Genomic DNA, 21,619 nt, shown 5'->3' with positions numbered 1-21,619 from the left:
GGGAGCATATTGCCATAATTTGTTATATTTATTGGGGTAATATCGGGTGGCCCAGACACCGGCCAAACAGTCGGAAGTACGCATGTCGAAAGAGAAAAAAGCTTTTTCTGAAGACCGATATAGTTCTCTCGACCTTGTTCCGGATATGGTTTGCGTCTGCGGAGACGACGGTCGGCATGAATATTTCAACAGGGTCTGGAGAGAATACGGGACAGCGGACTTTGCTTCGTCCCGATGGATGGAATGGGTTCTTCCCGCCGATCAGCGCCAGTTCGACCCGGCGATGCGGGAGGCTATGCTGGCCGGCGGCACGTTCGAGGCTGATCTGCGCATCCTGCATCCGGTCGATGGGGCACGCTGGTTTCTGCTGAGGGTGTGCCCGTTGCCCGAGGGGCTGGATGGGGGGCGCCGCTGGCTCTTGAGCCTGACGGATATCCATGCCCGAAAGCGCCGTGAACTGGCGCTTCTGCGCGACAGCCGGTTACAGCGGGAAATGCTCGATATCAGCGTCGACTGCATCAAGCTTGTCCGGCCGGATGGGACGCTGGCGCGCATGAACCGGGCCGGCTGCGTGGCGCTGAATGTGGGCGAAGACTCAGGTTTCGGCATGGACTGGCTGCATCTGCTGCCCAGGGAAGCGCATCAGGCGGGGCGCCAGGCGCTATTGAAGGCGAAGCAGGGGGAGAATGCGCGTTTTCTCGGGATCAGCCAGTTGCCGGGTCAGGACCCGCGCCATTGGGACAATATGCTGACGCCGCTGAAAAACGCCGACGAGGATGTCGAGGCCATTCTGTGCGTCTCGCGTGATGTGACCGTGCAGCGTGCCAGCGAACGCCGGATCGCGCTGCTGTTGCATGAACTGGCGCACCGGTCGAAGAACATGCTCGCCGTGGTCCAGGCGCTGATCCGGCGGACCGTGCCGGACCCGCAGGCGCCGTTCGTGGCGATTCTCGGCCAGCGCATTGCTGCGATCGCGCGGAACCAGGAGCTGCTGATCAATGGGCAATGGTCGGGGATCACGATCGAAAAGCTGCTGGCTTCGCAGACGGCGGTGATCGGCGACGTGAACCAGAAACGCCTGCTGCTGCATGGTGTGGGCGGATTGCGCCTGCTGCCCGAGACGGCGGAACGGCTGGGGCTGGCGATCTTTGAACTGACGACCAACGCCATTAAATACGGCGCGCTGTCGAACGATACCGGGACGGTGGCGATAGACTGGGCGGTGCTGGAGCGGAACGATGGCGATCGTTTTCGGCTGGTCTGGCAGGAAAGTGGCGGCCCCAGAGTGAAGGCGCCCGTCCGCCAGGGGTTCGGTACGGCCGTGATTGAGCGGAATCCGCGGGCCGTCATCGGGGCGGCGGTGACGTATCGCTATGAGCCGGAGGGCGTGTCATGGGCGTTCGAGGCCCCGAAATCCCGTGTGCTGGATGAGAAGGCATCGGCCGCTGCCGGCCCGGCGGCAGCCGTGGAAACGGGTGCGACTCCTCTGTTGTAGAAGGATCTCGGCTGGTTTGTCGTGGCCGTCGCATTCCGCCTGGATGGACTGAAGGGAAGGAATGTTTTATGCTTCTGAGAATATTGTCTGGCCGCGAGGGATGCATTGAAAAGACAAGCGGGGGCCGCCAAAGCGCCGCGTATCGTGGACGCGAAGGCGCAATCCGAGGGATTTCGGGCCAATCGTGCGGCTCGCCGCAATGTTCTGGTCGAGGATTATGTCGAACTGATCGCTGATCTGCTCGCCGAGGGCATGGAGGCCCGGCAGGTCGATATCGCCGCGCGGCTGGGCGTTTCCCAGCCCACGGTGGCGAAGATGCTGGCCCGGCTGGCCAATGAGGGGCTCGTGACGCAGAAGCCCTATCGCGGGGTGTTCCTGACCGAGGCCGGTGCGTCGCTGGCGATGGATGTGCGCCGAAGGCATCGGATCGTCGAATCCTTTCTGGCCGCGCTGGGGATCAGCACCGAGAATGTGCGTATCGATGCCGAGGGAATCGAGCATTATGCCAGCGAGGAGACGCTTGCCGCCTTCGAGCGCGCGCTGGATGCCGGGTTGCAATCCTTCATGGCGGCTGGGGTGACACAGGGCGGGTAGGATGCTGCTGCGCGAGGGGGAAGCCAGAACGTTCGTCATGGACCGCCGGCTGGGCTGTTCGCTGGCGGCGGTCGCCGGTGCGGTCAATGCGGCGGGCTTTCTCGCGGTCGGGTATTATTCGGCCAACATGACGGGCAACCTCTCCCGCCTGTCCATGGACCTGCGCGCGGTCGATCTGTCGTCGGCGGTGGCCTGCCTGGGGCTGATCGCCGCTTTCGTGGCGGGAGCGGTTCTGTCGGCTTTTCTGGTCAATGCCGGTCGGCGTCATGGTCGCCCGGCCATCTATGCCTACAGCATCCTGCTGGAGGCGCTGCTGCTGGCACTGCTCGGGGCACTGGATATCGCGTTGCGGGTCGGGCCGCGCGAGCTGGTTCTGGCTTATGGGCTCAGTTTCCTGATGGGATTGCAGAACGCCACGGTCACGCGCATTTCCGGCGCACGGGTGCGCACGACGCATATGACCGGCATGTTGACCGATTTCGGGATCGAACTCGCGGACTGGCTGGACGCCGTGCGCCGGCCGGGCGATCCGGGCCGTATGGTGCAGGTCCGCGAGCGGCTGGCGCTTCATGGCGGGATTGTCCTGTCCTTCGCCTGTGGTGGGGTGGGCGGCGCGCTCGCCTATGGCTGGTGGCGGGCGGGTGCGCTGCTCGGGCTGGCGCCGATCCTGGTCTGGCTCGCGCTGCCGGGGGCGATGGCCGATCTGCGGGATCGGTTGTCGGGGGCGACGCCGCCGGGACCGGTGGCCTGACATGACCGCAGCCTTTATCCCCCCCGACCATGAAGTGCTGGCCCATTATCGCAGCGACCAGGGCGATATCTGGATCAGCGAGGATATTCGGACTGAAAGCCGCATCTACTGGCAGGAGGGCTGGTGCCAGAGCGAGAGCGATGCCGACGGCATCAGTTACGCGCCCTATATCCATGCGCTGTTCGGCTTCCTGATGCAGACCCCGGCGGGCACCCGGCCGGATGAGCCGGTTCTGGTGATCGGCTGCGGTGGCGGGTCGCTGGCCACCATGCTGGACCGGGCGGAGCGGGCAGTCGAACTGGTCGATGTGAATCCGCTGGCCTTTGCCATTGCCCGGCAGCATTTCGGCCTGCCGTCGTGGATTCCGTGCCATCTGACGGATGGGGCGGCCTGTCTGCGCGGGTTGCCCGCGACCCGACGTTTTGGCGCAATCGTCGTCGATGCCTTTCGGGGGGATGTCGTGCCCAGCCATCTGGTGGGGGCGGGCTTCCTGTCCGATGCGGCCTACCGTCTGGCGGACGATGGATTCCTGGCGATGAACCTGTTCGAGGGGCCCGGTCGGCCGGATCTGGTCGGTCGGGCCGCCGTCACCGCCGGACGGGCGGTGACTCCTTGGGGCGACGTGCGCCTGTTCGAGGAGGCCGAGGGACGGGAGGGGAATGTCCTGCTGCTGGCGGGTGCCGTGGCCGGTCTGGGTGAGCCCGGCCTGTTGCTGCCGCCGCGCACTATGATCGCCGAGACGCGCCGATCGCTGGAGCGGATGCGCTTTCGGCCGGTTGATGTGACGGTGTGACCGGGCGGCCTCTCGGTCATGCCGTAAATGTGGGCTGGTGAGCGAGCGCGGCTCTTTGGGCCGCGCCCGGCGTGTATTTTCGAGCATCGCAGCGGAGCGGCCTTGATGGCCGTGAGCAGCGAAGCGCCGGGAATGCGCGCCGGATTGCGCGGGAGGGTTTCCGGGTTGCTTGGAAAACCTGCCTGGAAATGTGGGCTGGTGAGCGAGAGCGGCCCCTTGGGCCGCGCCCGGCGTGTATTTTCGAGCATCGCAGCGGAGCGGCCTTGATGGCCGTGAGCAGCGAAGCGCAGAAAATGCGCGCTGGATCGCCACCAGCGCGCATTTCCAGGCAGGTTTCAGGATTTGGTGGTGGAGGCCTGGTAGATCTTGTCGATCGCCTTTGCCAGGGTGGCGTCGAATTCGGCGTCGGTCATGGACACTTTCAGGTCGCCGACCAGGGCGCGGGAGAAGCTGGCGATCATGCCGTGGTTGGCTGACAGGCGGGTGCACGCATCGTCCAGCGTGTAGCCGCCGGACAGCGCCACGACGCGCTGCACGCGCGGGTGGCGGACCAGGTCGACATACAGGTCCGGAGTCTCGGGGATCGTCAGCTTCAGCATCACCTGATAGTCGCCGGGCAGCGCGTCCAGGCCGCGTGCCAGTTCGTCACGCAGGATCGCCTCGGCGGCAGCTTTCTGCGGGCTCTTGATCAGGACTTCCGGTTCCAGGATCGGCACCAGGCCGTGGGCGGCGATCTGGCGGGCCAGATCGAACTGCTGCGTCACGATGGCGGCGATGCCGGCCTGGTTCGCCAAATTGATGACCGAGCGTTCCTTGGTGCCGTAGATGCCCAGCTTAACGGCACGGGCCAGCAGCGGGTCCAGGCCGGGGATGGGCTTCATCAGCCGCACGCCGTCGACTTCCTCTTCCAGCCCCTTGTCGACCTTCAGGAACGGGACGACGCCGCGATCTTCCCAGAGATAGGCGGGAACCTGCTTGTCGCCGACCAGCCCGTCCATCGTGCGCTCGAACAGGATGGCGGCGATGACCTTGTCGCCGGTGAAGGATGGTGCCGTGATGATGCGCACGCGCATCTCGTGCATCAGGCGGAACATCTCGTCGTCGCCGTTATAGGCGCTTTCGGGAATGCCGTAATGGCCCAGCGCGCCGGGCGTGGAGCCGCCGCTCTGGTCAAGGGCGGCGATGAAACCAGGCTTGGCAGAAAGTTGTGACTTCATGCTCTCGAACGACATGATTATGTTTCCCCCGCTTGGTGCAGATGCGTATCTGGGCCTCGCTCCGGGATCGGTGGTCGTGAAACCGTCTCCCCCCAGGCGATTGCCCGTTTCTGGAGATTGCCGGGTTTGCCGTCAATGGTGAAGAGGCTGTCGAGCGCGGCGCTTAGTCCGGAGCGCTGTCGGCGGGCAGGTCGGGGACCGTGGCGTAGACCAGAGCACTGTAATATTCGCTGTTGCGGTGAGCCCTGACATAGGCCGGCGTGATCTGTCCCACCCGCGAGCGTGTGCGGACCGACGCATACCAGTGCACCACGCGCGTGCCGGGCAGCAGGATATCCGCCGCCCGCGCCTGTCGGCTGGTCCGGAAGAGATGTTCCGAAATCTCGGGCGGTACCGGGTAGAACACGGACGGGTCATGGATCGTCAGGTCTTCCGCGCCCCCTTGCTCCACGACGCTCTGGAGCAGGTGGGGACCGAGCGCGTAGGGCCGCAGCCGTGCTTCGGGTGACAGGGCCAGCATGGCGCGGAGGCAGGCGCGCAGCCACGGCGTGCCGGGCGGAGACCCCAGCACCGCGTTGTTCAGCCCGAGCGGGTAGAGATGTTCGACCCGGCGGAACCCTTTCCAGCCGCCGGGCAGCGCGCGGAACACGCGGCGCATCAGCGACAGGCCGATATGCCGTGCCTTCAGCAGGGGCGACCGTGTGTTTCGGACATGCGGCGGCCATACGATGCGCTCGGCCCCGACGAACGGGCCGGATTCCAGCAGCGGGCGCAGCGAGGCCGTGGTGAGGGTGTCCATGTCCAGATAGATGCCGCCGTCGCGATACAAGATCGCGGTGCGCAGGATATCCGCGCGTTGGACCGGCGTGCGGACGCCTTCATACAGCGCGACAAGGCTGCCCGGTGGCAGGTCGGCGGCCTGTTCTACAGCCGCCAGGTCGCGCTGCGGGTCGATTCGGGACAGGATGACGCCGGGGGTGCTTTCCAGTGTGCGCTTCTGCGGGCCGTCCGCGAGCGCATCGGTGTGATGCAGGATGACCGCGTCCATGTCGCCCGTCGCGGCGGCCGAGAGGATGGCGAAGACATAGGCCCAGGGCAGGCGGGGGCCGACCCAGCAGAAATGGACGCGGGCGGGAATGGTCATGGCAGTCGGCTTTCCGTCGCGCGGGTTTGAACTGTCGGCTTCATCGTGAAATGCGCGCTCTTTTGCTTTGTTGCTGTCCGACTGTAGAGTGCCGCCCGTCTTAAGTAGACCATTGGCGATCGAGAGAACGTCCTATTGCGTGAAATTGTCATCTTTCGCCAGAACCAGTTCCGGCTTTCCGAGATTTTCATCGTCCAGCAGGCGCAGGCCCTGCTTCGGTATGCGCCGCTCTATGTAGGACGCATGCGTTTTGGGCAGGGGCCGGATGGGGCGCGTGCGCTGCTGCTGCGCGACCTCTGGCGGCATGGCGCGTGGCCACGCATGCTGGCGCAGATGCTGACGCGCGATCCCGCGCCGTATCTGCGTCTGCTGGCGGGGCGGCGTCCCGCGCTGGTCCATGCCCATTTCGGGATCGATGGTGTGTATGCCCTGCTGCTGGCGCGGCGGCTGGGTGTGCCGCTGGTGACGACGTTCCATGGTTTCGACGTGACGCTGTCCGACCGGTATTTCCTGCGCTCGCCCGCCTGGGTGAATTATCCGCTGCATCGGCGCGCGCTGGCGCGGCAGGGGCAGTTGTTCCTGTGCAATTCCGGCTTTCTGCGCGACCAGGCGGTGGCGCGCGGCTTTCCGGCGGAGCGGACGCATGTCCATTACATCGGTGTGGATTGTGCGGCCTACCAGCCGCGCGAGCCGGCGGAAGAGACGCCGGTGATCCTGCATGTCGCGCGGCTGGTCGAATTGAAGGGCACCGAATATCTGCTGCGGGCCTTTGCCCGGCTGGCCGCGGCGCATCGGGACCTGCGCCTGGCCATTATCGGGGAGGGGCCGTTGCGCGGGCGGCTGGAGGCGCTGGCCGGTGCGCTGGGGGTGGCGGAACGGGTGCTGTTTCTGGGCGCGCAACCGCATGCGGTGGTCATGGAATGGATGCGGCGGGCGATGATGCTGGTGCTGCCCAGCGTGCTGACGGCCAGCGGGCGCGTCGAGGGGCTGGGGATGGTGATGCTGGAGGCGGCGGTCTGCGGCGTGCCGGTCGTTGCCACGCGGGTGGGGGGGATTCCCGAGGGGGTGGCCGAGGGACGGAGCGGCCTGATCGTGCCGCCCCGCGATGTCGAGGCGCTGGCCGCCGCCATGGCCGCGCTGGCGGCCGATCCGGCGATGCGCGGGGCGATGGGGCGGGCTGGACGGGCCTTTGTCGCCGAGCGATTCGACCTGCGGCGGCAGACGGAAATTCTGGAATGCTGGTATGACGAGCTGGTCCAGGCCCATGGGGGCGCGGATTCCTCTTCCGCCCGGACTATCGCGCGGGCCGGGCCGTTCCTATGATGCGCCCCCTTTTCCGGTTCGCGCCGGTTTCCTGGACGATAGGGTAACGATGAACGATATTCCTCTGGGCCGCCGCCTCAGCAACCTGGGTGCGGGCGTGCGGTTCGCGGCCAAGGCGATCGCCACGCGCTATACGCCGCTGCTGGCGCAGGTGGTGGTGACGCGGCGGTGCAACCTGGCCTGCGGCTATTGCAACGAATATGACGATTTCTCCGCTCCGGTGCCGTTCGCGGACCTCAAGGCACGAGTCGATCATCTGGCGAAGCTGGGGACCGCCTCGATCACCTTTACCGGCGGTGAGCCGCTGCTGCATCCCGACCTGGACCGGATCGTGCGCCTGGCTCGCGATCACGGCATGATCGTGACCACCATCACCAATGGCTTCCGCCTCTCGCGGGCCTGGATCGACCGGCTGAATGCGGCGGGGCTTCAGGGGATGCAGGTCAGTATCGACAACATCACCCCCGATGACATTTCGATGAAAAGCCTGTCCTCGGTCGAAGGCCGGCTGGCGCTGCTGTCGAAACATGCGCAGTTCAAGGTCAATGTGAATTCGGTGCTGGGCGTGACCGGCGAGCGGACGCAGGACGTGGTGACGATCGCCGAGACGGCGGCGCGCTATGGATTGCAGCACTCGGTCGGGGTGCTGCATGACCATCAGGGTGGGCTCAAGGCATTGAGCGACGCGCAGATGCAGGCCTATCGCCGGGTGACCGAGATTTCGCCCTCGCTGGTCCATACGCTGAATTACCGGCTGTTCCAGAAGAACCTGATGCACGGCAAGCCGAACGACTGGAAATGCCGTGCCGGCGCCCGCTACCTCTATGTGACCGAGGATGGACGGGTGCATTGGTGTTCGCAGCAGCGCGGCTATCCGGCCATCCCGCTGCTGGAATATGGCCCCGCGGACCTGAAGCGGGAATATCATACCGAGAAATCGTGCAGCCCGACCTGCACGCTGAGCTGTGTGCATCAGATGAGCATGTTCGACCGCTATCGCGGTGCCCAGCATCCGACCGACCCGATGCCCCTGCCCGCCGAAGCCTGAGCGCGGAAGCCTGACCGTCGATGCGGGCCGGTGGCGATCCGGCTCGCGTTTCCTGCGCTTCGGTGCTTACGGGCGGCGCAGGCGGAGGAAGGGGATGACGCGCGTGGACAGGATCAGGGCCTCGGCCAGCAGGGTCGCGATGCCCGCTCCGTTCACGCCCCACAGGCGCGCCAGGCCATAGAGTACCGGCAGGCAGAGCGTGGTGACGGCGATGCGGCCGATGAACAGGCGGTGGGCATAGCCCAGCGAGACCAGGAACGGTTCCAGCGGCACATCCCACAGATCGAGGATCGCGGCCGTGGTCAGGACCATCAGCAAGGCCAGGTCGTTCGTCCTGACGGCCAGCAGGGTGTGGAATATCCACGGGCCGATCGTCGCCGCCACCACCAGCGCCAGGACGGAAAACAGGCCCAGCGCCTGGAAGATGCGGAACATGACGCGGCGCATGCCCGCGCGGTCGCCCTGGTCGCGCAGGTGGATCAGTTCGGGATAGAGAGCCGGGGTGAGCAGTTGCGCCGGCTGGGCCAGGGCGTCGCAGACATGCCAGGTGACGCTGTAGATGGCGGCGGCGGCGGGATTGGTCGCCGCCCCGACGATCAGCACGGTGACGCGCGAGGTGAGGGCCGAGAGGGCCTGGTTGCCGCTGGTGGAGAGTGTCAGGCGCCAAATGCCGTGGAAATCCGTCCGCCAGGCCGGGCCGAACAGCCGGAAGCCGCGCAGGCTGGCTGTGTGCCGGACGGCCGCCCAGGCGGTGCCGCAATTGGCCGTGAACGACATGACGACGCCCAGGTACCAGACGACCATGAAGCCGCCCAGGTGCCAGTGCAGGCCCAGGCCCAGCACCGTGCCGACCAGGCGGGTCGTGTTGAGCGCCAGGTCGGCCAGGGCGGATTGCCGGAAGCGGTTGGTCAACCGCAGGATGCCGAGCGCCCAGCAGGTGTTCATGAACAGGACCGAGGTCATGTAGATGAGCGCTGGCCCCTGGGTGGCGGGCGACCAGCCGAAGATATGGCCGAAGGTGGCGACCCCGATCAGGGCCAGGATGGTGCCGGCCGTGGCGCCGAGGGCGTCCAGCATGATGCAGTGGCGCAGCAGGGTCTGAAAGCGCGTCTGTTCGCCACGGGCGAACAGCGCATTGCCGAAATGCAGCAGCGGCTGCCAGGACTGGAAGCGCGTGGCGACCGAGAAGGACGAGGCGCAGGAATGGATCAGCAGCAGCGCGCCATATTGCTCCAGCCCCAGCGCGCGCACGACCAGCGCGGTGGTGAGGAAGCCGAGCACGCCGGCCATCCCCTTGCCGCCCAGCAGGTAGCCGGTGTTGCGGAAAATCCGGGCGATCTGCCCCGGTGCGGCGGCGGACACTAGCGGTCGGTCAGGCGGAACTCGATACGCCGGTTGCGGGCATAGGCTGCCTGGGTATCGTGATTGTCCAGCGGCTGGAAATCGGCGAAGCCGGTCGCGGCCAGATGCTGGGGGCTGATGCCTTCCGCGATCAGCAGCTTGACCACGGTGATCGCGCGCGCTGTCGACAGCTCCCAGTTGCTGGCGAAGGCGCTGTGGATCGGCTGGCGGTCGGCGTGGCCGTCCACCCGCATTATCCAGGGGATGGAGGTGGGGATCTGGCTGGAAACCTGGCGGAAGGTGCGGGCGAGGGTGCGGATCTCGGCCACGCCCTTGGGTGACAGGTCGGCGCTGCCGGGGGGGAACAGCACCTCGCTCTGGAACACGAAGCGGTCGCCCACGATCTGCACGCCGTCCTGGTTCTTCAGGATGTCGCGCAGGCGGCCGAAGAATTCCGACCGGTAGCGCTGCAACTGCTCGACCTTGTCGGCCAGGGCCACGTTCAGCTTCTGCCCCAGATCGTCGATCTTGTGGTCGCGGTCGTGGATCTGCTGCTGGGAGATGTCCAGCACCATCATCGCCGCGCCGAGTTGCCGGCGGAGTTCGTCGAGCTGCGTGCTGAGGGCGGCGACCTGCTGCTGGCTGGCCTGGGAGAGCGTGTCGCGCTCGGCGGTCAGTTGGGACACCTGGGCGGTGAGCGACGAGGCCATCGCCACGTCCTTGTCGTGCGCGGAACGCAGCGAGGCGACCGAGAGCTGGAGCGTGTGGCTGCGGTTCTGTTCCAGCGCCAGCATGTCGTTCAGTTTGCTGACCTGCTGCGTCAACTGCTCCATCGCCTGCTGGCGCTTGGCCAGCACCACGGACAGGAACGCCTGCCCCAGCACGAAGACCAGCAGAACGAAGATGACGACCATCAGCAGGGTGGACAGGGCGTCCACATATCCCGGCCAGGCGTCCAGGCCGGAATGGGTCTGGCGGCGGCGGCGTGCCATGCTGTTACCTCGCGAAGCCGGGGGCGATCAGGGCGCGCGCGCGCCGGCGGGGGCGGATGCCGCGATGGTGCGCGTGAGCAGGCGCAGGTCGCCGCGGATGTCGGTGGCGATCTGGGTGCGGCCCTGCTCCATGTCCGACAGGATGCGGGTCAACTGGGCTTCAATGCCGCGCAATTGCTGCTGGCCCGAATCCTCGGCCATGCGCTGCATCAGGACGTGGCTGGCGCGCATCGTCTCGGTCATGACGCCGATCCGGTCGTTCAGGCTGACCAGCAGGGCCTGCTGCTGGTGCCGGCCTTCCTCGCCGCGCGCGATCAGGGCTTGCAGTTTTTCCAGGTTTTCGGCGGTCTGTTCCAGCAATGCCTGGACGTAGACGGGAATGCCGGCATCGGCGCCATCGCCGGTGCCGATGGCGGAACCGATGCGGGTCAGGCCGGCCAGCCATTCTTCCAGCTCGTTGAAGAAGCGGTTCTGCGCCTGTCCCGCCGTCAGGTCCAGGAAGCCCAGCACCAGGGCGCTGGCCAAGCCGAACATCGAGCCCGAGAAGGCGGTGCCCATGCCGTGCAGCGGCTTGGCCAGGCCGGTCTTCAACTGGTCGAACATCGCGTTCAGGTCGCCCGAGCCGACCGACAGGCTGGTGATGACGTCGGCGATCGACCAGATCGTCAGCAGCAGGCCGTAGAACGTGCCCAGCAGGCCGAGGAAGATCAGCAGGTTGGTCATGTAGCGCGACAGTTCCCGCCCCTCGTCGAGGCGCGAGGAGAGGCTGTCGAGCATCGACTGCATCGCGGGGGTGGACAGGACCAGGCGGTCGGAACGGTTGCGCGTGGCCAGCATGGATGCCATCGGCGCCAGCAGGGTCGGCGGGGTGGGCTGGGCCAGGCCGGCGCGCGGCTGGCGCAGCGTTTCCACCCAGCGGACCTCGGGGATCAGCCGCAGGACCATGCGGATGTTCCAGACGATGCCCAGGGCGAGGATGCCCAGGATCAGCCCGTCCAGGATCGGGTTGTTGAAGAAGGCGGTGTACAGCATGCGCCCGAGCGCGCCGGCTGCCAGCACGACGACCGTGAGGAACAGGACGATACGCAGGAGATAGGTTGTCGGCTGGGTCACGGTGCGGAACGCTGCTCCGAAGGGGCGGGGGAAGGCGGTGGCGCAGAGGCGACCATATCCGACCGGGTCACGTCAACATGATCCGGGGACGTTTCGTTCGGGCTGTCTGATCCTTTTGCCGTTGCGGGAGCGGGCACGCCGATCGCGCGGACGTAGATCCGCGTCGTGGCGACCCCGGCATGGATCAGGATCGAGCGGATCGCGAGGCCGCGTGCCAGCGACAGCCGCCGGGGGGTGGAGACGTCGTCGGCGGCGCCGGAGGCTGTGGCGTCGATTTCGGCCCGCGCGTAGGGCGCCTGCAACAGGGTGGCGGCGAAGCGTTTCACCCCGTCGATCATCGCCGCGTTCATGTCGGTACTGCCGGCCGCGAAGATAAGGCGCAGGCCGCCGGGTCGGTCGGTGACGCTGCCCTGGGCGTCGGGCTTCGCCGGGACTTCCGGCGGCGGTGCGGGCGGGTGGAGCGGGACATCGACCACGGGCGGCCGGATGACCGGCGGCGGTGGCGGGGCGGCGGGTATGGTCGGGGGCGGGGCGGCATGGGCCGGCGCGGGCCGGGTCGGCGCAGGTGTGGTGGCGGACGGAGCCGACGGAGCGGCGGGTCTGGTGGCCGGGGCGTGCGGGGCGGGCCTGGATACCTTGGTTGCCGGCAGGGCGGAGAGCGCGCTGTCGTCGGTCGTGACCTGCGCGTGCGCCGAGGGGAAGGCCAGTCCGCCAAGTGCCGCGAGTGTTGCGAGCGTGGCACGGGAGCCTGCCCGGCGGTGCGGGCCGGAGCGCGAGGGGAGTGCGGGGCGGATATCAGGCATGGTCGGGGCAGCCTAGACCAGATCGCACGCGGGCCGAAGAGGCGGAGTGCGACGAGGGCTTTGAAAGCGCCTCGTCGCGGAAGCGGCGGGGTTCAGGGCCGTGCCGTCAGGCTCTCGGCAACCAGTTCGCGCAGTTTGCCATGCAACTGGGCGTTGCCGGCCACGACATTGACCGAATCGCCCATGTCGTTGAGGTCGGCGCCATCGGGATCGGTGGCGTAGCCGCCGGCCTCGCGCACCAGCAGCAGGCCGGCCGCGCAGTCCCACGGTTTCAGGCCCAGTTCCCAGAAGCCTTCGTACCGGCCGGCGGCTACCCAGGCGAGATCGAGCGCCGCCGCGCCGAAGCGGCGGATGCCCGCGACCTGCGGCATCAGCGCGCCCAGCGTGCGGGCGAAGGGCAGGCGGCGCTGGGCCGGGACCTTGGCGAAGGGAATGCCGGTGGCGAACAGGGCCTCGTGCATGTCACGGCGGGCCGAGACGCGGATGCGGCGCTCGTTGAGGAATGCGCCCACGCCCTTTTCGGCCCAGAAGGTCTCGTTGGCGGCGGGATTGTAGACCAGCGCCGCCGCCAGTTCGATCGTGCCGTCGGGCAGGCGGCGTTGCAGGGCGATCGAGATCGCCCAGTGCGGGATGCCGTGCAGGAAGTTGGTGGTGCCGTCCAGCGGATCGACGATCCAGCGCCACGTCCAGTTGTCGCTGCCCGAGGCACCGCTTTCTTCCATCAGGAAGGCGTAGCCGGGGCGGGCGCGCTCCAGTTCCTCGCGGATCGCGGCTTCGGCGCGCAGGTCGGCCTGCGAGACGAAATCGCCGGGGCCCTTGATGCTGACCTGAAGCTGCTCGACCTCGTTGAAGTCACGGAGCAGGCGCCGCGCGGCCTTCTGGGCCGCGTTCTGCATCACCGTCATATGGGGAGAGAGTCGCATGGCCACGGCGATCGGTCCTGTCTGGCTGGAGCGGGTCGGGATGACGGGGACGCCACCTCATCACGCAAAGATGTTCTGTGTAACGAAAAAAACGCGGCCCCATGGGCATGCCATGGGGCTGCGCGGGGGCTTCAGCCCTTCGCGCGTTCCACGTAGCTGGCGTCTTCCGTGCGGACGACGATACGCTCGCCGGCTTCGATGAACGGGGGCACCATGGTCTTGACGCCGTTCGACAGCTTCGCCGGCTTGTAGGACGAGCTGGCGGTCTGGCCCTTCACGACCGGATCGGCCTCGACGATTTCCAGCGTCACCTGCGCGGGAAGCTGCACGCCCACCGGGTCGCCCTCGACCAGGTTGATCACCAGCGTCATGTTGTCCTGCAGGAACGGGGCCTGGTCGCCCAGGAGGTCCAGCGGGATCAGCGTCTGCTCGAACGTTTCCGGGTCCATCAGCACGACGTTGTCGCCGTCCATGTAGGAATAGGTGTATTCCTTTTCCTCGGTCATCAGACGTTCGACGGTGTCGGCGGTGCGCCAGCGTTCGTTGGTCTTGTTGCCCGTCTTGAGGTCGCGCATCTCCACCTGGATGAAGGCGCCGCCCTTGCCGGGGGTGATGATCTGCTGCTTCAGGACGGTCCAGCGACGGCCTTCGTGCTCGATGACCTGTCCGGCACGGATCAGGTTCGCCTGCTGTTTCATGGTGGGCCCTGTCTGACTATGGGTATGGAAGGCGGGCTTCTAACGCTCTCGGGCGCCGAGGGCAAGGTTGGGCGCGGATTCAGCGGCGAGTTTGTGGCGGCCGCCCGCCGGATCGCGGACCATGGGGCCGTCTTCCCCGGCTTCCAGATAGTCCGGCCCCAGCGGCACCTTGCCGTGGCCGCCCGGAATGTCGAGCGTGTAGGTGGGCCATGCGAGGCCCGTCACCCGGCCGCGCAGGCCCGCCAGCAGGCGCTGGCCCTCGGCGATCGGCACATGGAAGCGCGCGGTGCCGGGGGCGGGGTCGAGCTGGTGCAGATAATAGGGTTTTACCCTGGCCTCGACCATCGCGCGGAACAACCCCTCCAGCGCCGCCACGCTGTCATTGACGCCGCGCAGCAGGACCGACTGGCCCAGGATGGGGATCGCCCGTGCCTGGATGCGGCGCAGGGCCGCGCGGGCGGCCGGGGTGAATTCGCTGGCATGGTTGGCGTGCATGACCACCCACATTGCGCGGTCGGTCTGCATCGCATCGGCCAGTTCGTCGGTGATGCGGGCGGGGTCGGCGACGGGCACCCGGCTGTGGATGCGGATCGTCGTGACGTGGGGCATGGCGTCGAGCGCCTGGACGATCTGGCGCAGGCGGCGGGGGGACAGCATCAGCGGGTCGCCGCCGGTGAGGATCACTTCGCGGATGGCGGGGTGGTCGCGCAGCCAGTCCAGCGCGCGGGCCAGGGCGGCGTCGTCCAGCACGCCGCCGTCGGGGCCGACATGTTCGCGCCGGAAGCAGAAGCGGCAATAGAGCGGGCAGACCAGCAGGGGCTTGAGCAGCGCGCGGTCGGCGTAGCGGTGGACGATGCCGGGCACCGGCGACAGGGCGTCGTCGCCGATAGGGTCCGCGTGTTCATGGGGGGCGACGGCCAGTTCGGCGGCATCGGGGATGACTTGCAGGCCGATCGGGTCGTCGGGTCGTTCGATCAGCGCGGCGAAGGCGGGGGGGATGGCGGTGGCGTATTGCCGGGCCACCTCTTCCAGCGCCGGGGCGGCATCCGGAGGGACCAGCCCGGCGGCGACCAGTGCGGGGATGTCGCGCAGCGTCCGGCCCGTCGGCGGGGTGAAATCGTCCTGGGGATGGTTGACCGATCGTGTCATCGGCTGGCTCTACTCGACCGGTGTTCGTCCCGCAACAGGAGTCCTTCATGACCGACGGCGGCGGTTCTGCCCCTTTTTCCGCGCCGGATCGCGACCCCGACCGCATTGCCGGGCGGCTGCCGCTGCTGCGGCGGCGGGCACTGGTGGCGCGTGGGGTTCGCGCCTTCTTCGACGCGCGGGGCTATCTGGAGGTCGATACACCTTATGCGGTGCCGACGCCGGGTGAGGAAGTGCATCTGAAAGTGTTCCGCACCGAACGGCGGCATCATGACGGCACCCGCGAGGCGCTGTTCCTGCACACCAGCCCCGAATTCGCGATGAAGCGGATCGTCGCCGCGACCGGGCTGCCGGTGTTTCAGATGGCGCGGGTCTGGCGCAATGAGGAGGGTAGCCATCTTCATGCCGCCGAATTCACCATGCTGGAATGGTATCGGCCCGGTGCGTCGCTCTCGGCGCTGATGGACGAGACCGAGGCGCTGCTGCGCGCCGTGCTGCCCCCGGTGTTCGTGCCGCCCGGCGGGCTGGCGGACTCCGTGCCCCTGCGGGTCGATGGGCCGTTCGAGCGCCTGACGATGCAGGAGGCCTTTGCCCGGCACGCGGGGGTGGATTTGTTGCCGACCGAGGGCGATGCCGGTGCGCTGGCCATGGCCGCCGGGTGTGCCCTGCGGGACGGCGAGACCTGGGAGGACCTGTTCTTCCGCCTGCTGATGGAGCGGGTGGAGCCGGCGATCGGCCGGGATCGCCCGACATTTCTGACCCACTGGCCGGCCAGTCAGGCGGCGCTGGCGCGTCGCGATCCGGATGATCCGCGCACCGCGCTGCGTTTCGAGCTTTATGCCGCCGGCATGGAACTGGCGAATGCGTTCGAGGAACTGACCGACCCGGTCGAGCAGCGCCGGCGCTTCGTGGACGACCGGACGCGGCGGGCGGCGCTGTATGCCGCCGTGCCCGAACTGGACTGGCCGATGGACGAGGCGCTGCTGGCGGCGCTGGCGCATCTGCCGCCCTGCGCGGGTATTGCGCTGGGATTCGACCGGCTGGTCATGTTGGCGGCGGGGACGACCCGCATAAATGACATTTTATGGCTGGCCTGACGCCGGGACGGGTTGAAATATTTGTAATTTCGTCCCCAATTCATAGGTCATGGCCATGATGCTACGTTAACGCCCTGATAAATTCTGTCCTGTAGATCGGTAACCCGGATCATGAAATACCTCTCGCTCCTACCGCTGGCTGTCCTGCTCGCCCTGACGGCGTGTGAGGTTCCCTCTCCCGAGCAGCGGAAGCTGCTCAACTCGATGGTTGGCCGGGGTGAAGTGGACGTGATCCGCACCTTCGGCGTGCCCACGCGCTCGTATGAGGCCCAGGGTCATAATTTCCTGGCTTATATCGACAGCGAAACCAACTACTCGCCCGGTGCCGGAGGCTGGGGCTGGGGTTGGGGCGGTGGTCCTGGCTGGGGCGGCGGCTGGGGCGGTTGGGGCGGTGGCTGGGGAGGCGGCTGGGGTGGTGGCTGGGGCGGCCCCGGTTGGGGCGGCGGCTGGGGTGGCATGGGCGGTACCGTCTATACCAGCACCTGCCAGACGACGTTCGAGATTATCGCCGGCCGCGTATCGGGCTGGACGATGCGCGGAGATGGATGCTGATCGCCGCCCGCTGAGGCGGCATGACGACGGGGTGGCGCTGGTTCGCCCCGCGAGGGGGTGGGAATGCGTGTGCCGCGCAGTGTGACGGTCTGCCTGATGGCGTGCTCGGTCGTGGCGTGTGCGCCGGCTTCGCGCCAGGACGCCTTTCTGGTGCGCGGCGACAGCCGGGCGGCGGCCATCCCCACCATTTCGGTCGAACATAGTTACACGCCGGCGCTGGATCAGGGGCGGCCGGACAGTCGGGTGGCCTATGGCGCGCCCGATACGCCGGTCTATCGCGACCGGCCCCTGAACGAGAGCCTGCGCGGCAGTATCGAACTGGCTGATTACACGCGGGCTTTGGACCTCGCCGGGATGATGGCGCCCTTGCGCGAGGCCGGGCCGTTTACCGTGTTTGCCGTGCCCAACCTGCCGATGGAGCAGTTCGCGCATGGAGCCGCGCCCTCGGGCGGGATACCGGCCCCGGCGGTGCTGCGACAGGCGCTCGCCTACAGCATCGTGCGCGGTGCGTATCCGGCGGCGCGTCTGCGCCAGTTGGTCGCCGAGACGCCCGGCAACCGGGTCAGCCTGCCGACGGTTGCCGGCGGGACGGTGCTGGTCGGGCGGGATGCGGCGGGACGGCTGGTGTTGTCGGACGGGGCCGGGCGGGTGGCGCCGATCTGGATTGACGGTGTGCCGCAATCCAACGGCGTGCTGTATCTGACCAGTTCGCTGCTGGCGCCTGCCTGAGCCTGAGCGCCAGCGGCTTCTGTTTCTGGCCTCTACCGGCTTTCAGGCGGCGTTTATCGCCGCGTTCATGGCACGCACGCCGGCCGCGGGGCCTTCGGGATGCGACCAGACGGCGCTGATCACCGCCAGGAAATCGGCGCCGGCTCGTACCAGGGGCGCGCAATTATCGGCCGTGATGCCGCCGATGGCCACGACCGGCAGTTCCATCATCGTGCTCCACCATGTCAGCAGTTCCACGGAGGCGCGGATGTCGGTTTCCTTCGAGACCGAGGGGAAGAACGCGCCGAACGCCACGTAATCCGCCCCGGCTTCGCCCGCGCGCATCGCCAGGTCGCGGCTGTCGTAGCAGGACACGCCCAGTTGCAATCGGTCGCCCAGCAGGGTGCGGGCGGCGGCGGCATCCATGTCCTCACCGCCGACATGCGCGCCGTCGCAGCCGCTGCGGCAGGCCAGGTCGGGCCGGTCGTTCAGGATGAACGCGACGTCGCGTTCCTGCGCCACCGGGCGCAGGATGTCGATCGCGCGCAGGATCGTATCGTCGGGTACGTCCTTCAGGCGCAACTGCACGGCGGCGACCGGGCCGGCATCGAGCGCGCGCGCCAGATCCGGCGCGAACGCGACCGGGTCGAGGGTCGGGGGAGTGACGAGATAAAGCTGGCAATCATACATCGTGCGCCGATCATACGGTGCCGTGCGGTGTGATGACAGGGGGGCAGGCGCGTATTGGCGGGTGATCTATGCCGGAGAGATAGGCCCGCAGGCGTTCCGGTGACGGGGCGGGCCCCACCACATGGTGAGGCGGACGGTGCGGAAGGCAGCGCGCGCCCAGTGATTGGGCGAGCAGGTGGATCGTGTCCGCCTGGCGCCCGGTGCCGTGCAGCACGATGTGGCGCAGGCCCAGCCCCAGTGCTTCCGCGGCGCGGCCGGCGGCGGTGCCGCAATCGAGGAAGGCGGGAAAAGTGACGCCGGTTTCGGCCAGTAATGCGCGCCACCAGGCGGGCCCCATGAAACAGCCTGCATCGGCCGGCGACAGGAGGGTGCAGCCCGGTCTGTCGGGCGTTTCTTGTGCGGGCAGCACGGCCAGAACGGCGCGGATCTCCACCGCCGAGGCGACGACGAAGACGCGCGGTGGGGGCGGGGGATGGATCATTGCTTGACGTTGAACCGCGTGCGGGCGATCAGTTCAAGAGTGAGTGTCTGTCCGGAAAAGTGGATCGGCATGCGCGTCATGCGGGTTATGCATGACGGAACGCTGCCGATATGCGGAGCCGGGCGGGGATTGAGACGTCGAGTGACGGGAATGACGACCTTGGGGCATGTTGAAGGATCGGACAGCCCGGCTGCCTGGGGAGCGAGTGATCCCGCAGACCGGCTGGAGCAGGCATTGAACCGTATCGCCTTTGCCTTGGATCGCCGGCATGAGGCGGTGGCTGCGGCGCCTGATCTCCAGACGCTGGCGGCGAATATCGATGCGTTGATCGCGCGGGTTCGCGACGTGCTGGGCCCCGACGAGGATATCGACGCGATGGGGGAGGGCTGAGCCATGGCGCAGGTTACGGTCCGAATCAACGGCTATGCCTATGTCGTCGGCTGCAAGGACGGCCAGGAGCGGCATCTTCAGGCCATGGCGCTGGAGGTCGAGCGTCGGATCGAGCATATCCGCGCCATCGGCGGCCAGAGCGGCGAGGCCCGGATCCTGGCGCTCGCGGCCCTGCTGATGGCCGACGAGATCCATGATCTGTCGGTCGAGAAGATGCCGGCGGATACCGCGCGGCAGCTTGCCGAGGGCCGGCAGGCGCGGGTGGAGAACGATCGGCGGCGCGAGCAGCTTGCCCTGCTGGTCGAACGCGCCGAGAGCATTGCGGCGACGCTCGAACATCCCTAGATAGGATGGGCGGGGCTGCCGGGTTCGTCAGGCAACTCAACCCCTGGGCCGATAAGCACTTCCTTAGGGAGCTGGCTCTGGCGTGATCCTGGTCATGTTATCTGGCGCCCACCTGCGTGAGCAGGTCCGGGAGGGCTGAAAGACCAACGGCCATGGTGGCTCCGCACATTCCTGTCTCCGATTTTCCCCCCTCTGATCCGCCCGCGCTGGTAGAGGCGAAAGCCGAGTTGCGCCGGTATTTGCGTGGTGTCCGCATGGCGGCGCCGGAGGCCGGCGCCGCGTTGTGCCGCCGGATGCGGGAACATGTTCGCGCCGTGCTGAAGCCGGGGAGGTGTGTCGCCGCCGTGTGGCCGTTGCCTGGCGAGGTGGATCTGCGCGGCCTGTGCGCCAGCCTGCATGGGGATGGTTACGGTGTGCTGCTGCCCCGGACGCCGCCGCGCGGGCAGCCTCTGAGCTTCCATCGCTGGAGCCCGGAGGCGACGATGTGCTCCGGTCGTTTTGGTACGCTGCATCCTGATGGTGAGGTTGCGCGGCCGGATCTGGTGTTCGTTCCGCTGCTGGGTTTTGACAGGCGGGGGTTCCGGCTGGGATATGGGGGCGGGTATTACGACCGCACGCTGGCGGAACTGCCCGGCGTGCCGGCGGTGGGCTTCGGCCTGTCGGCGCAGGAAGTGCCGGCGGTGCCGGTGGGGCCGTATGATGTTCCGTTGCCGGTGATCGTGACGGAACGGGACGTGATTCGGGTGTGAGGGGTTTCCGTTCTTTTTTGGAAAAAAGAACCAAAAAACTTTTGATCTGTTTGGGAGCCTTTTGCGTGCGGCTTGCGATTGCCCAAAACGGATAAAAGTCTTTTTGCTTCTTTTTCTTCAGAAAAAGAAGGAGAGACGGCACAAAGCGGAAGAAGGAAAGACGGGTGCGGATCTTGTTTCTGGGCGATATTGTCGGCCGCACGGGGCGCGAAGCGGTAACAGAGGTGGTGCCCAATCTGCGGCGGGACCTGCGCCTGGACCTGGTGGTGGTGAACGGTGAGAATGCCAGCCATGGGTTCGGTCTTTCACTGGCCATTGCCCGCGATCTGTTCGCGGCCGGCGTCGATGTCGTGACGCTGGGGAACCATGCGTGGGATCGCAAGGACCTCGTTGGCCAGATCGATGCGGAGCCGCGCATTATTCGCCCGGCCAATTATCCGCCCGGCACGCCGGGGCAGGGCAGCGTGGTGGTGGAACTGGTGGATGGGCGCAAGGCGTTGGTGATCAACGTCATGGGGCGCCAGTTCATGGAGGCGCTGGACGATCCGTTTCGCGCTGTGACCGACATCATGGCGCGGCATCGCCTGGGGGTGACGGTGCATGCGGTGGTGGTGGATATCCACGCCGAGGCGTCGAGCGAGAAATGGGCGATGGGGCATGTGCTGGATGGCCGGGCTTCGCTGGTGGTGGGCACCCATACTCATACGCCTACGGCCGACCACCGCATTCTGCCCGCCGGCACGGCCTATCAGACCGATGCGGGCATGTGCGGCGATTATGACAGCGTGATCGGCATGGGCAAGGATGCGGCGATCGCGCGCTTTCTGCGGCGGATGCCCGGCGAGCGGTTGCAGCCGGCTGAAGGGGTGGCGACGGTGGCGGGCATGATGGTGGAAACCGATGATGCTACCGGGTTGGCTCGTCGGATGGCACCGTTGCGGATTGGCGGCTTGCTGGCGCCGACGATGCCGGATTTCTGAGTTTGGGGCGGAAATGGGCTCGGATGGTCGGTGCCCATTTTCCGTGGTGTGATGATCGGGCTACATGACCGCTTGGGGGCAACTGTGTTGATCATGTGATCTGCAAAGTCTGACCTTTCTGGATCATGGCATTGGGGATGACGAGAAGCTGGCGTGCGATGGCGATAAGGATGGTCTTGGGTGCCTTGCCCTTGGCGCGCATCCTATCGCGCATGGCGATGAGCGCAGGCACGCGGCGGGACGCGG

24 protein-coding genes and 1 other RNA gene are annotated in these 21,619 nt (G+C 67.1%); 14 read left to right on the top strand and 11 right to left on the bottom strand.

The window, feature by feature from the left end; genetic code table 11:
* The first annotated feature begins 82 nt into the window (after nucleotides 1-82).
* The 4 genes from HLH25_RS15365 to HLH25_RS15350 all read left to right on the top strand — a co-directional run bounded on the left by HLH25_RS15365 (nucleotide 83) and on the right by HLH25_RS15350 (nucleotide 3,633).
* Complete coding sequence (locus HLH25_RS15365; protein WP_182974908.1) at nucleotides 83-1,495, top strand: sensor histidine kinase; 1,413 nt, start codon at nucleotides 83-85, stop codon at nucleotides 1,493-1,495.
* Between the two features lie 105 nt (nucleotides 1,496-1,600).
* Complete coding sequence (gene mntR / locus HLH25_RS15360; protein ID WP_182974907.1) at nucleotides 1,601-2,089, top strand: manganese-binding transcriptional regulator MntR; 489 nt, start codon at nucleotides 1,601-1,603, stop codon at nucleotides 2,087-2,089.
* A 1-nt stretch (nucleotide 2,090) separates the two neighbouring features.
* The gene (locus HLH25_RS15355) at nucleotides 2,091-2,840 is read left to right on the top strand and encodes a YoaK family protein (RefSeq protein WP_182974906.1); all 750 of its coding nucleotides are present in this window, start codon (nucleotides 2,091-2,093) and stop codon (nucleotides 2,838-2,840) included.
* A gap of 1 nt (nucleotide 2,841) precedes the next feature.
* Complete coding sequence (locus HLH25_RS15350) at nucleotides 2,842-3,633, top strand: spermidine synthase (RefSeq protein WP_182974905.1); 792 nt, start codon at nucleotides 2,842-2,844, stop codon at nucleotides 3,631-3,633.
* Between the two features lie 335 nt (nucleotides 3,634-3,968).
* Here HLH25_RS15350 and HLH25_RS15345 read toward each other — a convergent pair whose 3' ends face one another.
* Nucleotides 3,969-4,865: a fructose bisphosphate aldolase gene (locus HLH25_RS15345; protein ID WP_182974904.1), complete on the bottom strand. Its 897-nt coding sequence runs from the start codon at nucleotides 4,863-4,865 to the stop codon at nucleotides 3,969-3,971.
* Between the two features lie 148 nt (nucleotides 4,866-5,013).
* The gene (locus tag HLH25_RS15340) at nucleotides 5,014-5,994 is read right to left on the bottom strand and encodes a glycosyltransferase (protein ID WP_182974903.1); all 981 of its coding nucleotides are present in this window, start codon (nucleotides 5,992-5,994) and stop codon (nucleotides 5,014-5,016) included.
* A gap of 135 nt (nucleotides 5,995-6,129) precedes the next feature.
* On the opposite strand from HLH25_RS15340, the gene HLH25_RS15335 reads away from it, so the two are divergent.
* Nucleotides 6,130-7,317: a glycosyltransferase gene (locus HLH25_RS15335; protein WP_182974902.1), complete on the top strand. Its 1,188-nt coding sequence runs from the start codon at nucleotides 6,130-6,132 to the stop codon at nucleotides 7,315-7,317.
* Between the two features lie 49 nt (nucleotides 7,318-7,366).
* The gene (locus HLH25_RS15330) at nucleotides 7,367-8,365 is read left to right on the top strand and encodes a radical SAM protein (RefSeq protein WP_182974901.1); all 999 of its coding nucleotides are present in this window, start codon (nucleotides 7,367-7,369) and stop codon (nucleotides 8,363-8,365) included.
* A gap of 66 nt (nucleotides 8,366-8,431) precedes the next feature.
* On the opposite strand, the gene HLH25_RS15325 is transcribed toward HLH25_RS15330, so the two are convergent.
* The 7 genes from HLH25_RS15325 to HLH25_RS15295 form a co-directional block, all read right to left on the bottom strand.
* The gene (locus HLH25_RS15325) at nucleotides 8,432-9,727 is read right to left on the bottom strand and encodes a lipopolysaccharide biosynthesis protein (RefSeq protein ID WP_182974900.1); all 1,296 of its coding nucleotides are present in this window, start codon (nucleotides 9,725-9,727) and stop codon (nucleotides 8,432-8,434) included.
* Nucleotides 9,727-10,698 carry a peptidoglycan -binding protein gene (locus HLH25_RS15320; RefSeq protein ID WP_182974899.1) on the bottom strand — a complete coding sequence of 324 codons (972 nt, stop codon included), beginning with the start codon at nucleotides 10,696-10,698 and terminating at the stop codon, nucleotides 9,727-9,729. The genes HLH25_RS15325 and HLH25_RS15320 overlap by 1 nt, the downstream gene beginning before the upstream one ends.
* A 27-nt stretch (nucleotides 10,699-10,725) precedes the next feature.
* Complete coding sequence (locus HLH25_RS15315) at nucleotides 10,726-11,811, bottom strand: flagellar motor protein MotA (RefSeq protein ID WP_182974898.1); 1,086 nt, start codon at nucleotides 11,809-11,811, stop codon at nucleotides 10,726-10,728.
* The gene (locus tag HLH25_RS15310) at nucleotides 11,808-12,614 is read right to left on the bottom strand and encodes an OmpA family protein (protein WP_182974897.1); all 807 of its coding nucleotides are present in this window, start codon (nucleotides 12,612-12,614) and stop codon (nucleotides 11,808-11,810) included. The genes HLH25_RS15315 and HLH25_RS15310 overlap by 4 nt, the downstream gene beginning before the upstream one ends.
* Before the next feature lie 92 nt (nucleotides 12,615-12,706).
* Nucleotides 12,707-13,537 (bottom strand): inositol monophosphatase family protein, encoded by an 831-nt coding sequence (locus tag HLH25_RS15305; RefSeq protein ID WP_182974945.1) that lies wholly within the window; start codon nucleotides 13,535-13,537, stop codon nucleotides 12,707-12,709.
* Nucleotides 13,538-13,668: 131 nt separating this feature from the next.
* On the bottom strand, nucleotides 13,669-14,235 hold the full coding sequence (efp, locus tag HLH25_RS15300; RefSeq protein ID WP_114726285.1) for an elongation factor P: 567 nt from the start codon (nucleotides 14,233-14,235) through the stop codon (nucleotides 13,669-13,671).
* A 39-nt stretch (nucleotides 14,236-14,274) separates the two neighbouring features.
* On the bottom strand, nucleotides 14,275-15,384 hold the full coding sequence (locus HLH25_RS15295) for a lysine-2,3-aminomutase-like protein (RefSeq protein WP_182974896.1): 1,110 nt from the start codon (nucleotides 15,382-15,384) through the stop codon (nucleotides 14,275-14,277).
* Nucleotides 15,385-15,431: 47 nt separating this feature from the next.
* Here HLH25_RS15295 and epmA point away from each other — a divergent pair, with 47 nt between their 5' ends.
* The 3 genes from epmA (at nucleotide 15,432) to HLH25_RS15280 (ending at nucleotide 17,759) form a co-directional block, all read left to right on the top strand.
* Nucleotides 15,432-16,478, top strand: coding sequence for an EF-P lysine aminoacylase EpmA (gene epmA / locus HLH25_RS15290; RefSeq protein ID WP_182974895.1), 1,047 nt, complete (start codon nucleotides 15,432-15,434; stop codon nucleotides 16,476-16,478).
* Between the two features lie 111 nt (nucleotides 16,479-16,589).
* On the top strand, nucleotides 16,590-17,030 hold the full coding sequence (locus HLH25_RS15285; RefSeq protein ID WP_182974894.1) for a hypothetical protein: 441 nt from the start codon (nucleotides 16,590-16,592) through the stop codon (nucleotides 17,028-17,030).
* A 63-nt stretch (nucleotides 17,031-17,093) separates the two neighbouring features.
* Complete coding sequence (locus HLH25_RS15280; protein ID WP_182974893.1) at nucleotides 17,094-17,759, top strand: fasciclin domain-containing protein; 666 nt, start codon at nucleotides 17,094-17,096, stop codon at nucleotides 17,757-17,759.
* Nucleotides 17,760-17,801: 42 nt separating this feature from the next.
* Here the strand turns inward: HLH25_RS15280 and thiE are convergent, their stop codons facing one another.
* Nucleotides 17,802-18,428 (bottom strand): thiamine phosphate synthase, encoded by a 627-nt coding sequence (gene thiE / locus HLH25_RS15275; protein ID WP_182974892.1) that lies wholly within the window; start codon nucleotides 18,426-18,428, stop codon nucleotides 17,802-17,804.
* Nucleotides 18,429-18,438: 10 nt separating this feature from the next.
* Nucleotides 18,439-18,909: a hypothetical protein gene (locus HLH25_RS15270; protein ID WP_182974891.1), complete on the bottom strand. Its 471-nt coding sequence runs from the start codon at nucleotides 18,907-18,909 to the stop codon at nucleotides 18,439-18,441.
* A 150-nt stretch (nucleotides 18,910-19,059) separates the two neighbouring features.
* On the opposite strand from HLH25_RS15270, the gene HLH25_RS15265 reads away from it, so the two are divergent.
* The 5 genes from HLH25_RS15265 (at nucleotide 19,060) to HLH25_RS15245 (ending at nucleotide 21,373) form a co-directional block, all read left to right on the top strand.
* Complete coding sequence (locus HLH25_RS15265) at nucleotides 19,060-19,299, top strand: hypothetical protein (protein ID WP_182974944.1); 240 nt, start codon at nucleotides 19,060-19,062, stop codon at nucleotides 19,297-19,299.
* A 3-nt stretch (nucleotides 19,300-19,302) separates the two neighbouring features.
* Nucleotides 19,303-19,644, top strand: coding sequence for a cell division protein ZapA (locus HLH25_RS15260; protein WP_114726291.1), 342 nt, complete (start codon nucleotides 19,303-19,305; stop codon nucleotides 19,642-19,644).
* A 9-nt stretch (nucleotides 19,645-19,653) separates the two neighbouring features.
* Nucleotides 19,654-19,810: non-coding RNA, 6S RNA (gene ssrS / locus HLH25_RS15255), on the top strand.
* Complete coding sequence (locus HLH25_RS15250) at nucleotides 19,797-20,393, top strand: 5-formyltetrahydrofolate cyclo-ligase (RefSeq protein WP_182974890.1); 597 nt, start codon at nucleotides 19,797-19,799, stop codon at nucleotides 20,391-20,393. Before ssrS ends, HLH25_RS15250 begins: the two co-directional genes overlap by 14 nt.
* A 164-nt stretch (nucleotides 20,394-20,557) precedes the next feature.
* Nucleotides 20,558-21,373: a TIGR00282 family metallophosphoesterase gene (locus HLH25_RS15245; protein ID WP_114726293.1), complete on the top strand. Its 816-nt coding sequence runs from the start codon at nucleotides 20,558-20,560 to the stop codon at nucleotides 21,371-21,373.
* Nucleotides 21,374-21,619: the final 246 nt, after the last annotated feature.

The organism is Gluconacetobacter dulcium, from assembly GCF_014174165.1.
Taxonomy (GTDB): Bacteria; Pseudomonadota; Alphaproteobacteria; order Acetobacterales; family Acetobacteraceae; genus Gluconacetobacter; species Gluconacetobacter dulcium.
Note: the sequence above shows the minus strand (reverse complement) of the source record. Positions and strands in the feature narration are given on the sequence as shown.